Raw genomic sequence first — 14,574 nt, 5'->3', positions numbered from 1 at the left:
GGCTTCGGCGTTAAGGCGTGCGCAATCTCTCGAGATGATGGGAGAGGCATACCGTGTTCTTTCCGTGGCGCGTGCGGCCCTTGCGTCGACACGGGTGGTCGCCCCAGAAACACAGCCCACCCAATGAGCGACAAAGACACATATCGCGTCGAATATGACGATGCCGGTGATGTTCAGGTCATTCAGGCCGAGGCTTTGCCCGCGGATCGTCCCGCAGATGCACCCGAAACGCTGGGCTGTCATTCCGGATCGGAGATGGAAGAGGCGGCCAAGCTGGCCGGGTCTTCGGAGATCTTGGAACAATACGCCAAAGATTACCCGCAAGGGCCCCATGACAAACCGCAATCCATGTGTCCCGCTTTTGGCAGCTTACGAGTTGGCCTGCGCATGCGACGCACGGCGACGGTGCTGTCTGGGTCCGCCTGTTGCGTGTATGGGCTGACGTTTGTGTCGCATTTTTACGGGGCGCGACGGTCTGTTGGGTATGTGCCGTTCAACTCCGAAACGCTCGTGACGGGTAAGCTGTTTGAGGACATCCGCGAAAGCGTGCATGACCTTGCCGACCCTGATCTTTACGACGCGATTGTGGTGACGAATCTGTGTGTGCCGACGGCCTCCGGTGTGCCACTTCGCCTGTTGCCAAGCGAGATCAACGGCGTGCGGATTGTGGGCATTGATGTGCCAGGATTTGGCATTCCGACCCATGCTGAGGCCAAGGACGTGTTGGCCGGCGCGATGCTGAATTACGCACGGGCCGAGGTTGAGGCCGGGCCAGTTCAGGCGCCTGCCTCTGGTAAATCGGACCGCCCGACCGTTGCCATGTTGGGGGAAATGTTCCCCGCCGATCCGATGATGATCGGCGCCATGCTGGCCCCGATGGGTTTGGCCGCCGGTCCTGTTGTGCCTTGCCGTGAATGGCGAGAGCTTTACGCCGCGCTGGACAGTTCGGTCGTGGCCGCGATCCATCCGTTCTACACGGCAAGCGTCCGCGAATTTCAGGCCGCCGGTCGGCCTGTGGTGGGGTCTGCCCCCGTTGGGCGCGACGGAACTGCCGAGTGGCTGCGCGCCATCGGGGAGGCCCATGGTGTGAGCGCCGATCAGATTGCGGCGTCGCAAAATGCGTTTCTGCCGGCGATTGAGGGCGCTCTGGCGGGATCCCGTATTAATGGCACCATCACGTTAAGTGGTTATGAAGGCAGCGAGCTGTTGGTGGCGCGGCTGCTGATCGAAAGCGGCGCGGATGTGCCTTATGTGGGCACGGCGTGTCCAAAGACGCCGTGGAATGCGGCGGATGAGGCGTGGTTGAAAGCGCGCGGTGTGACGGTGAAATTCCGGGCCTCTCTGGAAGACGATTGCGCCGCGATGGAAGGGGTCAAACCCGACCTTGCGATCGGCACCACACCCGTCGTGCAAAAGGGCAAAGAGCTTGGCATTCCAAGCCTTTACTTCACCAACCTGATTTCTGCGCGACCCTTGATGGGGCCAGCGGGGGCAGGGTCTTTGCAAGAGGTCGTGAACGCCGCGATGGGCAACCGCGACCGGATGCATTCCATGCGTGAATTCTTTGAGGGTGTCGGCCATCAGGACACCGCCGGTGTCTGGGAAGGGGCGCCCAATCTGCGGCCCGAATTCCGCGCTCTCAACGCTAAAAAACTGGAACGGGCCGCCAAGGCCGCCAAAGCGGCGGAGATGATCTAGTGGCATATTTTGATCCCAAAATGCCGGTATGGTTTGCGTATGGCTGGCGTATGGCTGGCGTATGGCAGGCGCGCCAGATTGGCGGTGTCACATGCTGATCCAGGATCATGATCGGGCCGGTGGCTACTGGGGTGCGGTTTATGCGTTCTGCGCCGTGAAGGGCCTGCAGTGCGTGATCGACGGGCCGGTCGGCTGTGAGAACCTGCCCGTGACGTCCGTGTTGCATTACACCGATGCGCTTCCGCCCCACGAGTTGCCGATTGTGGTGACCGGACTGGGCGAAGAAGAGCTGGGCCGAGACGGGACCGAGGGCGCGATGAAGCGCGCCTGGGGCACGTTGGACCCCGCGCTTCCGGCGGTGGTGGTGACCGGATCCATTGCAGAGATGATCGGCGGCGGTGTAACGCCCATGGGTACTAATATTCAGCGGTTCCTCCCTCGGACGATTGATGAGGACCAATGGGAAGCCGCCGATCGTGCCATGACCTGGGTCTTTACCGAATTCGGGATGACCAAAGGCCGGATGCCGAAAGAGGCGAAGCGCGAAGAGGGTGCGAAGCCGCGCGTGAATATCCTTGGGCCAATGTATGGCACGTTCAACATGCCGTCCGATCTGGCCGAGATCCGCCGCTTGGTCGAAGGGATTGGCGCCGAGGTGAATATGGTCATGCCACTGGGCAGCCATGTCGCGGAGATGCGCAATCTGGTGAATGCGGATGTGAATGTCTGCATGTACCGCGAATTTGGGCGCGGTCTGTGTGAGGTTTTGAACAAGCCCTATCTGCAGGCCCCCATCGGGTTGGACAGCACAACCAAGTTCCTGCGTAAGTTGGGTGATTTGTTGGGGCTGGACCCTGAGCCGTTTATCGAGCGCGAAAAGCATTCCACCATCAAGCCGGTTTGGGACTTGTGGCGCAGCGTGACGCAGGATTTCTTTGCCACGGCCAGTTTCGCCGTTGTCGCGAACGAAACCTACGCGCGAGGCCTGCGCAAATTCCTTGAGGATGATCTGGGGCTGCCGTGCGGGTTTGCGGTGGCACGGACCGCAGGGGCCAAAACGAACAATGACGAAGTGCGTGCCTTGATGGGGCAGAAACGCCCGTTGGTGGTCTTTGGGTCGATCAACGAAAAGATGTATTTGGCGGAATTGAAGGCGGGGCATGGGCCCTCACCGGCGTTCATTCCCGCCAGTTTTCCGGGTGCGGCCATACGGCGGGCGACAGGAACACCATTCATGGGCTATGCTGGGGCGACATATGTTGTCCAAGAGGTCTGCAATGGATTGTTTGACGCGCTGTTCCACATCTTGCCTCTTGGTACTGACATGGACGCCGCCGACGCAACGCCGACGAACCTGCGTCGTGATTTCCCTTGGGATGACGACGCAGCGCGCGCGCTTGATGAGATCGTGGCGACCCATCCCATCCTTACAAGAATTTCTGCCGCAAAAACGCTGAGGGATGCCGCCGAAAAGGCGGCCCTTGAGACCGGAGCGGAGCGAGTCGTCCTTGAGACGGTTCGAAAGTTGCAACCTGCTACAGGAGGTCCACGCGATGACTGATTTGACAACCGACACGCCGATTGAGGCGAAACAGAGCCGAAATACCAATGCAGAGAAACGCGAGTACGGCGCCTATTTCGTGGTGATCTTCTTTGCCTGCCTGCCGCTGGCACTGTTCACCTATGTGTTGTTCGCACTGCGCAATTTCCGTCTGCCTGAGAAAGACCCGGTGCAAACCGCGTGGTCCCAGGCGGGCATCATTACACCAATGATTTTCCACCCATGACGTTTGGGTGTGATCACACGTTTACCAGCCCACGGGGTGGTGAAAGAGGGCGGAGGATGAGCCTCCGTCGTAGCCCTGTCGCGGGGAATGCGCGGCGTCAGTTCTGTAAGGAGTAATTTTACATGGCTGATAAATCTGATCTGTCTTTCACAGGTCTCACCGACGAGCAGGCCCAAGAGCTGCACGCGGTGTACATGAGCGGTTTTGCGCTGTTCACGGTTGTTGCCGTGGTCGCCCACATCCTCACGTACATCAAGCTGCCTTGGTTTGCTTGGTAAAGGAGTCCTAACGAATGGCACAGTTTTACAAGATCTGGTTGGTATTCGACCCCCGTCGCGTTTTCGTGGCTCAGGGCGTTTTCCTCTTCCTGCTGGCTGCGATGATTCACCTCGTCCTGCTTAGCAACGATGCGACCAACTGGTTCTCCCTCGCCTTTGGCGGGGCCGGTGAGTGATCCACTGACCGACTGAACACAGTCACGGGCGGGTCCGCTCGCCCGTGGCAAACAAACCGACAGAACCGGCGACATGAGTACGTCCGCGTCCATGCCGCATTAAAAGGAGTTTGAAGATGGCTCAGCTCAGCTTCGAAAGAAAATACCGCGTCCGAGGCGGGACGCTGGTCGGCGGTGATCTGTTCGACTTCTGGGTAGGCCCATTTTATGTGGGCTTCTTTGGGGTCACGACATTTTTCTTTGCCGCCCTTGGCACAATTCTGATTTTCTACGGTGCCGCCCTTGGCGATACGTGGAACCCCTGGTTGATTTCGATCAATCCCCCCAGCCTTGAAGTTGGTCTTGGCATGGCGCCATTGGCCGAAGGCGGGCTTTGGCAGATCATCACCATCTGCGCCACGCTGGCCTTTGTCAGCTGGATGATGCGAGAGGTCGAGATTTGCCGCAAGTTGGGCATGGGATACCATGTGCCGTTCGCGTTTGGCGTGGCCATCTTGGCCTATGTCACGCTGGTGATCATTCGCCCCGTTTTGATGGGCGCATGGGGCCATGGGTTCCCATATGGGATTTGGTCCCACCTCGATTGGGTGAACAACGTGGGCTACGCCTACGGCAATTTCCATTACAACCCCGCGCATATGATCGCCATTACGTTCTTCTTTACGAACTGTTTGGCACTGGCGCTGCATGGGTCGTTGGTTTTGTCTGCGGTGAACCCGACGAAGGGCACCGAGGTCAAATCCCCCGACCACGAAGACACCTATTTCCGCGATCTGATCGGGTATTCGATCGGGCCACTGGGCATCCACCGTCTGGGTCTTTTCCTGGCGCTGATGGCTGGTTTCTGGTCCGCCGTGTGCATCGTGATTTCCGGCACCATCTGGTTCGATGAATGGATCGTGTGGTGGTACGGCTGGGTTGACCTGCCGATTTGGGTAGACATTGAAGGAGGCGTAAATGGCTGAGTATCAAAACATCTTTACTCAGGTGCAGGTCGCTGGACCGCCTGAGATGGGCATGGAAGGCGACGGCAAAATTGCCGGCGAGCGCACCAAGGGCGCGTCCTTCTCCACCCTTGCGGGCTGGATCGGCAACGCCCAATTGGGCCCGATCTATCTGGGCGCGTTTGGCCTGATTTCCATGGCGACCGGTTTGATCTGGTTTGTCATGGTGGGCCTGAGCTTCTGGGATCAGGCGGGATACAACCCTGCGGTGTTCATGCGCGACCTGTTCTGGTTCTCGCTTGATCCGCCAAGCCCCGAATATGGCCTGTCGATGCCACCCATGAATGAAGGCGGTTATTTCATGATCGCGTCGCTCTTCCTGCTGGTGTCGGTGATCACTTGGTGGGTGCGGACCTACCTGCGGGCCGAGGCACTGGGCATGGGCAAACATGTGGCTTGGGCGTTCGCCTCGGCGATCTGGTTGTTCCTTGTGTTGGGTCTGTTCCGTCCGATCCTGATGGGATCCTGGTCTGAAATGGTGCCTTACGGGATCTTCAGCCACCTTGACTGGACGAACCTGTTCTCGATCACCTACGGCAACCTGTTCTACAACCCGTTCCACGCGCTTTCGATTGTGTTCCTGTATGGGTCAGCCCTGCTGTTCGCCATGCACGGCGCCACGATCCTGGCTGTCAGCCGCTTTGGCGGCGAACGAGAGATTGAACAGATCGTCGACCGCGGCACAGCGTCTGAGCGCGCCGGCCTGTTCTGGCGCTGGACCATGGGCTTTAACGCCACAATGGAAGGCATTCACCGCTGGGCGTGGTGGTTCGCAGTTCTGACAACGCTGACCGGCGGTATCGGAATTTTGCTGACCGGCACAGTCGTCGACAACTGGTTCGGCTGGGCCCAAGACCACGGCTTCGCACGGTAAGAAAGGACAGATTCATGAGTGACAATGACCACGATTATCTGCGCACCGAAGGCGGCAATTTCCGCCTGACGGCTGACGTCACAGCCTTGATGTTGAAGGGGGCGGGATATGCCGCGCTGTTCTGTCTGGTGATCGGCTTGGCCTATGCGGTGCTGATCGGAATTTCGAACCTGCTGCCGGAAGACAGCAAGTTCGCCCCCGATCCAACGCCGATGTCCATGCAGATTGATGCGACTGAGATCACCGTTCTGGCCTGACGTGTGATGTGATTTGGGGGCGGGCGCAGCTGATGTGCCCCTCTCCATCCGAGGTCCGCCCCCTGTTCCCTGGGGCCGGACATCAAGGTCGGACCCTCGCGGTCCATCTTGGTTCCCTTCCTGTTGGCTACAGGAAACCGGTGCCGTGAGGGGTTTGCCCCTTACGGCACCACACTGGGACATCGTTCAGGGGGACACGCGGGGCCGCGCCACGGTATCCGCATGGGAACATCTAAGGGAGATATCGCCATGACTGACCGTCCAAACACCCCCACCTTGGACCGTGTGACGGTTCCGTCCGACCTGAAGGCATTGGATGACCGACAGCTGGCGACTCTGGCGGATGAGCTGCGCCAGGAGGTTGTTTCGGCGGTGTCCGAGACGGGCGGCCATTTGGGGTCATCCTTGGGTGTGGTTGAACTGACCGTGGCGTTGCATGCGGTGTTCAACACGCCGCACGACAAGATCGTCTGGGACGTGGGCCATCAGTGTTATCCGCATAAGGTTTTGACAGGGCGGCGCGACCGCATCCGCACCCTGCGCCAAGAGGGGGGCCTGTCCGGGTTCACCAAGCGCGCCGAGAGTGACTATGACCCGTTTGGCGCCGCGCATTCGTCCACGTCGATTTCTGCGGCCTTGGGTTTTGCGACCGCGCGCGATTTGGGTCAGCCAACGGGCGATGCGATTGCGGTGATCGGTGACGGGTCGATTTCGGCCGGAATGGCCTATGAGGCGATGAACAACGCGGGCGCCGAGGGGCGACGTTTGTTTGTCATCCTCAACGACAATGAAATGTCGATTGCGCCGCCGGTGGGGGCGATGTCGAAGTATCTAAGCAGTCTCTATTCCAGCCCAGCGGCGACCATGGCTGAAGGTTTTGAGTCTGCCTTGCCCGGGCCTTTGCGTGATCACGCGCGGCGTGCACGTCAGCTGGTGACGGGGCTGTCTGGCGGCGCTGGTACGTTGTTTGAAGAGCTGGGGTTCCAGTACATCGGGCCTATCGATGGACATGACATGGACCAGTTGCTGAGCGTGCTGCGCACGGCCAAGGTGCGCGCGACGGGGCCGGTGCTGATCCACGCCTGCACGGTCAAGGGTAAGGGCTATGCGCCTGCGGAAGGATCGGATGACAAATACCACGGGGTCGCCAAGTTTGACGTGTCGACGGGCACGCAGAAGAAAAGCCGCCCCAATGCGCCGAGCTACACGAAGGTGTTTGGCGAAAGTTTGGTGAAAGAGGCCGCGTTAGACCCTAGAATCGTTGGGATCACCGCAGCAATGCCATCGGGCACCGGCATGGATATTTTCGGCAAAGCCTACCCGAAACAGATGTTCGATGTGGGTATTGCGGAACAACATGCTGTGACGTTTGCGGCCGGACTGGCCGCAACGTGCATGAAGCCGTTTTGCGCGATTTATTCATCATTCCTGCAGCGCGGGTATGACCAGATTGTCCATGATGTGGCGTTGCAGAACCTGCCTGTGCGGTTCGCGGTAGATCGGGCCGGTTTGGTGGGCGCGGACGGGCCGACCCATGCGGGCGCGTTTGATATCGGGTATTTGGCCGCGCTGCCGAACATGGTGGTTATGGCTGCTGCTGATGAGGTTGAGCTGATGCATATGGTCGCCACGGCGGCGGCCTACGACGATGGGCCGATTGCCTTTCGCTATCCACGTGGCGAGGGGGAAGGCATGGAGATGCCCGAACGCGGCGAAGTTCTGGAGATCGGCAAAGGCCGTATCGTGCAAAGTGGCACAGATGTGGCGTTGTTGTCGTTTGGCGCGCATTTGGGTGAGGTGCGCAAAGCGGCCCGGATGCTCGAGGCGCAGGATGTCAGTGTGACGATTGCGGATGCGCGGTTTGCCAAACCGTTGGACATGGTGATGATCCGTCAGTTGATGAAATCCCATGACGCTGTGATCACAGTCGAACAGGGGTCTGTTGGTGGGTTTGGCGCGATGGTGTTGCAGGCCCTGGCGCAGGAGGGGATGTTGATGGAAGCGCAGCTGCGGACGATGACATTGCCTGACCGGTTCATTGATCAGGCGGCCCCCGATGCGATGTATGCGGATGCTGGATTGTCTGCCGTTGATATCGCCGCGACCGCGATGGAGGCCGCAGGGCTTGAGGCCACAAAGACCCCAATTCAGGCGCAATAGAGTCTATTCGCCCGCTTGGGCCATGTTGGAATGATCTGCGATCACCAGATCAAGATGGTCGCGCAGATAGATGCGCAGCCATGGTGTGAAGCGATCCGGCCAGCGCGCGACCTCAGCCGCGAGATCGTAGATATCGACCCAACGTGTGGCCATCACCTCATCGGGGTTGAGATCCATCTTTAGGGATTTTTGCGAGGCGGGGGCGACGAACAGATCGACCACTTCGTGTTCGATCAACCCGCCGCCGACATCGGCGCGGTATTCGAGTTGGTCGCGATATACGGGGTAAAGCCCTGTGATGCCCAGTTCGTCCTCAAGCCGGCGCACGGCGCACAGGCCTGCGTCTTCTTCCCAGTGGGGATGGGTGCAACAGGTGTTCGCCCAAAGACCGGGCGTGTGATATTTGGACAGGGCGCGCTGTTGGATCAGCACGTTCTTGCCATCCATCACGAACACCGAAACCGCCTTATGGCGCAGGCCTTGCACGTGCGCCTCAAGCTTATCGAAGGGCTGAAGTTTGCCGTTCACCCAGGTCGGGATCATGGTCATCAGACGTGATGCGGGCGCACGAGGCGTGTCAGATGCGCCAGGTTCTTGATGCCGATTTTCAGGTGGGCCATGGGGCGTGCCTTTACGAGTTTCTTGTTCATATACGCCTCAAACGTGAGGCGTTGCACGTCGACATCATGACACAGGGACACAAATCGTTCGCGGCGTTCGTCGGATTTGTAATAGGCATCCTGCATGGAACGCAGGACCTTAAACACCATCTTATGTTCTTTCATGAAGGCTTTGCGGGCCAGTTGAAGATCACGCACATTGTTGGAAGCAAGGCAGGCGAGGCAGGCCTCTGCCGCGACACGACCACCGACCATGGCGTAGTAGATGCCTTCGCCAGACGAGGGGGCCACAACGCCAGCGGCGTCCCCTGCAAGGATCACGTCTTTGCCATTGTCCCAGCGGTCCAAGGGTTTCAGTGGGATCGGCGCGCCTTCTTTGCGGATGGTTTTGCAATCGGCGAGGCCGGAGGCCGCGCGCAGTTTGGCGGTTGCATCCTTCAGGTCCACATCGCTGACCTCGGTGCCCATGCCGACGCTGCATTGCGCCCCGTGGGGGAACACCCAACCGTAGAAATCGGGGCTGATGGCGCCGTCATAGACCACATCGCAGCGCAGGGGGTCGTAGTTTTCGTTGGCGGCGGGGGCCTCGATGATCTCATGGTAGGCGATGACGTAGGGGATGGTGTCGCCGCCTGGAACCTCGGCTGCGCCCACCTTGGAGCGGGCGCCGTCCGCGCCGATGACCAATTTTGTGCTGAGACGTTGTTCATTTCCGCTGATCTTGTCGCGGTAGATGACGTGCGTCCCGTCGGCGTCGCGGTCAATCCGCAGGAAGGTGCCGGTGTAGCGGTGCGCGCCGGAGGCTTTGGCACGGCCGCGGAGGAATTCGTCAAAGTGTTCGCGATCCACCATGCCGACAAAGCCGTTTTCAATGGGAATGTCGACTTTGCGCTGGGTGGGGGAGATCATCCGCGCGGTGTTCACGCGGGCCACGATCTGCGCATCGGGAATGTCGAAATCCGTGATCAGCCGCGGGGGAATGGCACCACCGCAAGGTTTGATCCGTCCGTCACGGTCGATCATGGCGACGGTTTTTCCCGCACGGGCGAGATCTTCTGCGGCGGTGGCACCGGACGGCCCACCGCCGACGACGACAACATCATACATGGTCATTCTCCTGGAACGAGGGACGCTTCACGACTTGGGGTCGCGTCCATAACTTTGGTGGCAAGACCGGCGGCGATGACGAAGATCGCGGCCTCTAGCAGGAAGACGGCACCGAAGGCGGTGGCGTCGGGTGTCAGGGTGCGGGCGATGTCCACGAGGGCGGCCCCGGTGAGGCCGCCGAAGCCCGCCGCAATCGCTTGCGCTGCGCCCCAGACGCCCATGCGGGTGCCTTCGCGTTTGGTTTTGCCTTCGCCCGCCAGTGTCATCATGGACCCGATGGCGGCGACGGCGAACATGCCGTTAAAGAACCCCAGCGCGATGGTGGCCGGTTGCAGCAGCGGTGCCATGGCCGAGGGGCCAATTGCTGTGAGTGCCGCGAGGGACAGGGCTGAGCCAAGGCACCCGGCAATGACCCAAGTGCGCAGGCTGCCGAATTTCAGGCCCGTCGCCGCGATGCCGACCAACAGCATGCCCATGAACACGCCCCCATTTTGTGCGCCAGACAGCGTGGTGGATTCACCGGGGGTGAGGCCGAAGACGAGGCCTGCGTAGGGTTCAAGGATCAGTTCCTGCATGAAGTACGCGGTCATGGACAGGAAGACGAAGATGGTGAAATGGCGGGCGCGGGTGTCGGACCAGACTTCGGCCAGTGCTGCGCGGAAGGGGGTGGTGTCGGGGGTGCGTTCTGCTTGGACGCGGGCCTCGACCCCCCAAACGGCGAGGGCGGTGAGCGCGAGGGCGATCAGGCAGGTTGCGCCGACGAGTTGGAGCAGGAGCGTTGGTGAATAGGGGGTCAGCAGGTTGCCGACAATCGTGGCGGTGACCGCGATGCCGAAGATCATCATCAGCCACGTGATTGTCGCGGCAGCCGCGCGGCGATGCGGGGCGGTTGCCGTGGCCAGCAGCGCCAGAAGGGATGTGCCGGAGGCGCCCACGCCAAGGCCGATCAACGCATAGGCGAGGATGGAGACCGCAAGGCCCGCGGGATAGTTTACCGCAAGAAGGGGAACGCCCGTGGCGGCGAGGAAGCCACCGAGGGCCAAGATCGCCATGCCGCCGATGATCCAACGGGTGCGTTTGCCGCCCGCGTCGGATTTATGGCCCCAACTGGGACGGCTGAGTTGGATGCCGTAGTGAAGCGCCACAAGAAGGCCGGGGAGCACGGCGGGCAGGGCCAATTCCACCACCATCAGGCGGTTTAGGGTCGATGTTGTCAGCACGACGATGGCACCAAGGCACATCTGCACCAGCCCAAGACGGATGATCTGAAGCCACGAGAGTTTCATGCGACGATCCCTTTCAGGGCGAAGGCGGTGACCATCATGCCGGTGATGTAGAACAGCACCCCTGTGCCGTTGTACCAGGGCGCTTTGCCCTTCGGATCGCGCAGCATCACAGTCATGGCCCAGACTTGGGCGGCCAGCAAAACAGAGACTGTTCCGGCGAAAAATGGCTTATCCCACGTGAATAATAGCGCAATGACCACCAGCTGCGGCACCGCCATGATTGCGCAGGCCAGGCGGGCGGCGCGGTCAGGCCCCAAGGTGACGGGAAGGGAGGCGACGCCGGTTTGGCGGTCGCCCTCAAGCGCTTTGAAGTCGTTCAGGGTCATGATGCCGTGGGCGCCCAGACCATAAAGAACGGCAATGATCACGATGCGCCCATCGGGCGCGCCGGCCGACAAGACGACAGCGCCAGTGATCCAAGGCAATGTTTCGTAGGACAGCCCGACAAGACCAGGCCCCCACCAGCCCGACCGTTTCAGGCGGACAGGTTCGGCGGAATAGGCCCATGCGGCCAGAACACCCAGAACCGTCGCGGCAAATCCCCACGGGCCCAAAAGGCTGCCGACGGCCAGTGACAGGGCGGACATGATCAGCGCAATCCACAACCCCCACCGGCCAGGAATCTGGCCAGACGGTATGGGGCGGTTGGGTTCATTGATGGCGTCAACATGGCGGTCGCACCAATCGTTCGCGGCCTGCGACATGCCGCAGACGATGGGACCGGCCAGGATGATGCCGGCGATAACCAAAGTGATGTTTGAGAGCGGGGACACGCCTGAGGAGACAGTGCCACACAGATACGCCCACATCGGCGGGAACCACGTGATCGGTTTGATCAAACGCAGGGCGGCGGCGGGGTCTGGATACCGGCGAAGGGGGAGGGTGGGGCTAACACTCATATCTGTAAACATAAACTTACAGTAAGTGATTCAGCAAGTGTAATGTCACTTAGACAGGTGCGGCAAAGCGGAGCAATGCCAGCACGTCAGGTCACATCTGAAAGGATCAGTCGTTTTTGTTCAGCAACACGTATTTACGCAGCTTCACATAGAGAGACTGCCGTGACAGGCCGAGCATCTCTGCGGCCGCCACCCGGTTGTTTGACGTCAGTTCCAACGCGGTCTCAATACACATGCGTTCGACCACATCGGTGGTTTCGGCCACGATTTCTTTCAATGTCGCGCTGCCCACGAGTTCCATGACCGATTTGACGTTTTCTTGGCCGACGGGCGCGGGTGCAACGCGAACCGCGTCGGCCCGCGAGGCGTCGCGCATGATGAAGGCGTAGCTTGGGTTTTCCAGATCGCTGAGGTACGTCGCTGAAATTTCTACGGTGCGGGGTTCGCCAAACTCTCCGGCCATGCGGGTCGAATACAGGCGAATGTGGCCAACGCGGGCGGCGTTTTCCAACAAGACCCGCAGGTCGACGTTGCCACGGTGCAGGTAATCCGCCAATGACCGGCCTTTGACATTCAGCGCATGGGCTACATTGGTCAGTTCAAGGAAGGCCTCATTGACGGAGGTTAGATTTCCGTCCTGATCGGTGAAGGCAATCGCATCCGCGCCCTGATCGAAGAGACCGGACAGACGTTCCGGCAGATCGTCCGTCACGGGTGCGCCACCTTCAGACAGGTCGAGGCGGCACAGCATCACACGCTCACCGGTGGCGCGGAACATGGTGGGGTGGACACGGATGGCTTTGCGGCCCTGACGTGTGTTAACCGACAGGCTGCTGGGCCCTTCGGCGAGGGCGGAGGAAGACAGGGCGTCCATCAGCTCACCCTTGCGGCGGCCGTCAAATTCCTGCGCAAAGGGACTGCCGATCAGGTCATCGCGGTCGCGCCCCAAAAGGCGCGCGGCAATGGAATTGACGTCAATGATGCGCCCAGTGTTGAGGGCGACAAAAACCACAGCGTCACGGCTGGATTCCATAAGCACGCGGAAGCGTGTGTCGTATTCGCGTTGCTGTTCGTAATCCTGTTCCAGCGCAATCTGCGCCTTGACCAGCTGTTGCTGCATTTCCGAGATCGGACGCAGATCACGCCCGAGCATCAACAATGAGCCATCGGGGCCCACGTGGTGGAAGGAGTAATTGACCGGCAGGCCAATATCGCGGCCATCGTCCGAATGATTGAGCTGTACGGGACGGACGTTGGGATCATTGTCCAGGAATTGCTGCAAGGCGCGGTCAAACTTTGGGCGGCTTTCACGTGTCAGCGTATCACTGACATGTTTGCTTTCCCAATGAGACAGATCATCGAGAGCTTCGTGTGTCGGGTTTGCGATGACAGATTTGATCTGGCCGTCATCACTGATGACCAAGGCCACGTCTGCCAAGGCCGCAATGATGTCACCAAGCATTTCGGGGGCGATCAACGGAATGGTTCCGGTGTCCCAATATTTTGTTCCGCGCGAGGTCACGGCAGGGCCTTGGGATGTTGCCCGCTCTCCACCACTCAGCCCCGCTGACCGGTTTTGGAAGTCCTGTTGCGATTGTTCTTTGTCAGACCGCAAAATTCTAATGCCTCAAAAGGATCTTTTGTCGCAAAATCGACCCCTATGGCCGTCTTCACGTCCGCCTCCTGATCCAAAATGCCGCCACCGACGACGATCGGGGGCTGGCCAGAAACGGTAGCCCTTATAGTTTCTACGTATTCTCGCAAGAAATCAAGGCTCTCTGCCGAACTCGCCGAAAGGAGAATGGCGTCGAAAGTCGACCCGTGCAGAGACCTTTTGAGGTCCTCTGGCGAGGTCCCCATGGCGAGCCTTACGGAGAGCCCGAACTGACGCAATTGACCGCACAGGATGGAGGCACCAAGGGTGTGATAGGCGTCTTGCGCCACAACCACGACGACGCCTTTGTCGTTCGCGCCATCGCCGTTTCGGCCGTCCAGCCACCAGTCTTTTCCAAGAACCCGAAGAGCGGATTGCAACCGTGCGGTGCCGATGGTGACGTGGCCGAAGCTCAGCTCATCTTCGCACCATTCCTCGCCCATCTGTCGGGCCACTTCGGGGATGTAGTTGACGGCGATCACTTCGGCCGAGATGCCGTCTTCGAGCATCTCCTTGACGACGTCGGGGACGGTATTGGTGCGGCCGTTTGCAGCCGCATCATGGAGCTTTTGGAGGCGCGCAACAGACATCGGCAAGCCAGGTTTTGAGCTGCGACTGGCAACGACAGACAAGGCGCGCGATGCCAGCGCATCGACTGATGCGTTCGCCCCCATTCTCTCGGCGGCCTTCTTGCCTGGCTTTGGTTGTTCGGACATCGTTCAACTCCTGCCGGGGTGCTGACGGGCTGTGAAGGTTGCTCCGACATCAGCTGCC

The 14,574-nt window shown here is 60.0% G+C and carries 15 protein-coding genes; 9 read left to right on the top strand and 6 right to left on the bottom strand.

Translation table 11 applies throughout. The features are described 5' to 3' along the window. Window positions 1–123: 123 nt before the first annotated feature. The 9 genes from bchY to dxs all read left to right on the top strand — a co-directional run bounded on the left by bchY (window position 124) and on the right by dxs (window position 8,234). A complete protein-coding gene (gene bchY, locus PSJ8397_RS07595; RefSeq protein ID WP_085863982.1) occupies window positions 124–1,698 on the top strand; it encodes a chlorophyllide a reductase subunit Y in 1,575 nt (524 codons plus the stop codon). A 91-nt stretch (window positions 1,699–1,789) separates the two neighbouring features. Further along, window positions 1,790–3,259, top strand: coding sequence for a chlorophyllide a reductase subunit Z (bchZ, locus tag PSJ8397_RS07590; RefSeq protein WP_085864288.1), 1,470 nt, complete (start codon window positions 1,790–1,792; stop codon window positions 3,257–3,259). Further along, window positions 3,252–3,485: a cytochrome PufQ gene (pufQ, locus tag PSJ8397_RS07585; RefSeq protein WP_085863981.1), complete on the top strand. Its 234-nt coding sequence runs from the start codon at window positions 3,252–3,254 to the stop codon at window positions 3,483–3,485. Before bchZ ends, pufQ begins: the two co-directional genes overlap by 8 nt. Before the next feature lie 122 nt (window positions 3,486–3,607). Beyond that, entirely contained in the window at window positions 3,608–3,763 is a 156-nt protein-coding gene (gene pufB, locus PSJ8397_RS07580) for a light-harvesting antenna LH1, beta subunit (RefSeq protein WP_085863980.1), read from the top strand. Between the two features lie 14 nt (window positions 3,764–3,777). Beyond that, window positions 3,778–3,939, top strand: a complete 162-nt coding sequence (gene pufA, locus PSJ8397_RS07575; RefSeq protein ID WP_085863979.1) for a light-harvesting antenna LH1, alpha subunit — start codon at window positions 3,778–3,780, stop codon at window positions 3,937–3,939. 116 nt (window positions 3,940–4,055) lie between these two features. After that, window positions 4,056–4,904, top strand: coding sequence for a photosynthetic reaction center subunit L (gene pufL, locus PSJ8397_RS07570; protein ID WP_085863978.1), 849 nt, complete (start codon window positions 4,056–4,058; stop codon window positions 4,902–4,904). Beyond that, window positions 4,897–5,817: a photosynthetic reaction center subunit M gene (pufM, locus tag PSJ8397_RS07565; RefSeq protein ID WP_085863977.1), complete on the top strand. Its 921-nt coding sequence runs from the start codon at window positions 4,897–4,899 to the stop codon at window positions 5,815–5,817. The genes pufL and pufM overlap by 8 nt, the downstream gene beginning before the upstream one ends. A 14-nt stretch (window positions 5,818–5,831) precedes the next feature. Then, window positions 5,832–6,074, top strand: coding sequence for an RC-LH1 core complex protein PufX (gene pufX / locus PSJ8397_RS07560; protein WP_085863976.1), 243 nt, complete (start codon window positions 5,832–5,834; stop codon window positions 6,072–6,074). A 249-nt stretch (window positions 6,075–6,323) separates the two neighbouring features. Next, window positions 6,324–8,234, top strand: a complete 1,911-nt coding sequence (gene dxs / locus PSJ8397_RS07555) for a 1-deoxy-D-xylulose-5-phosphate synthase (RefSeq protein WP_085863975.1) — start codon at window positions 6,324–6,326, stop codon at window positions 8,232–8,234. Between the two features lie 3 nt (window positions 8,235–8,237). On the opposite strand, the gene idi is transcribed toward dxs, so the two are convergent. The 6 genes from idi to PSJ8397_RS07525 form a co-directional block, all read right to left on the bottom strand. Further along, complete coding sequence (idi, locus tag PSJ8397_RS07550) at window positions 8,238–8,786, bottom strand: isopentenyl-diphosphate delta-isomerase (RefSeq protein ID WP_143515395.1); 549 nt, start codon at window positions 8,784–8,786, stop codon at window positions 8,238–8,240. Further along, window positions 8,783–9,961 (bottom strand): geranylgeranyl diphosphate reductase, encoded by a 1,179-nt coding sequence (locus tag PSJ8397_RS07545; RefSeq protein WP_407691739.1) that lies wholly within the window; start codon window positions 9,959–9,961, stop codon window positions 8,783–8,785. Before PSJ8397_RS07545 ends, idi begins: the two co-directional genes overlap by 4 nt. Window positions 9,962–9,963: 2 nt before the next feature. Beyond that, window positions 9,964–11,247 carry a BCD family MFS transporter gene (locus PSJ8397_RS07540; protein ID WP_085863973.1) on the bottom strand — a complete coding sequence of 428 codons (1,284 nt, stop codon included), beginning with the start codon at window positions 11,245–11,247 and terminating at the stop codon, window positions 9,964–9,966. Beyond that, window positions 11,244–12,146: a chlorophyll synthase ChlG gene (gene chlG / locus PSJ8397_RS07535; protein WP_085863972.1), complete on the bottom strand. Its 903-nt coding sequence runs from the start codon at window positions 12,144–12,146 to the stop codon at window positions 11,244–11,246. The genes PSJ8397_RS07540 and chlG overlap by 4 nt, the downstream gene beginning before the upstream one ends. A gap of 106 nt (window positions 12,147–12,252) precedes the next feature. Then, window positions 12,253–13,668 carry a transcriptional regulator PpsR gene (gene ppsR, locus PSJ8397_RS07530; protein ID WP_085863971.1) on the bottom strand — a complete coding sequence of 472 codons (1,416 nt, stop codon included), beginning with the start codon at window positions 13,666–13,668 and terminating at the stop codon, window positions 12,253–12,255. A 35-nt stretch (window positions 13,669–13,703) separates the two neighbouring features. Further along, window positions 13,704–14,516: a cobalamin B12-binding domain-containing protein gene (locus tag PSJ8397_RS07525; RefSeq protein WP_085863970.1), complete on the bottom strand. Its 813-nt coding sequence runs from the start codon at window positions 14,514–14,516 to the stop codon at window positions 13,704–13,706. Window positions 14,517–14,574: the final 58 nt, after the last annotated feature.

It is taken from the genome of Pseudooctadecabacter jejudonensis, assembly GCF_900172275.1.
In the GTDB taxonomy this organism is placed as follows: Bacteria; Pseudomonadota; Alphaproteobacteria; order Rhodobacterales; family Rhodobacteraceae; genus Octadecabacter; species Octadecabacter jejudonensis.
The sequence above is the reverse complement of the archived record's forward strand: the minus strand, read 5'-3'. Positions and strand labels throughout refer to the sequence as shown.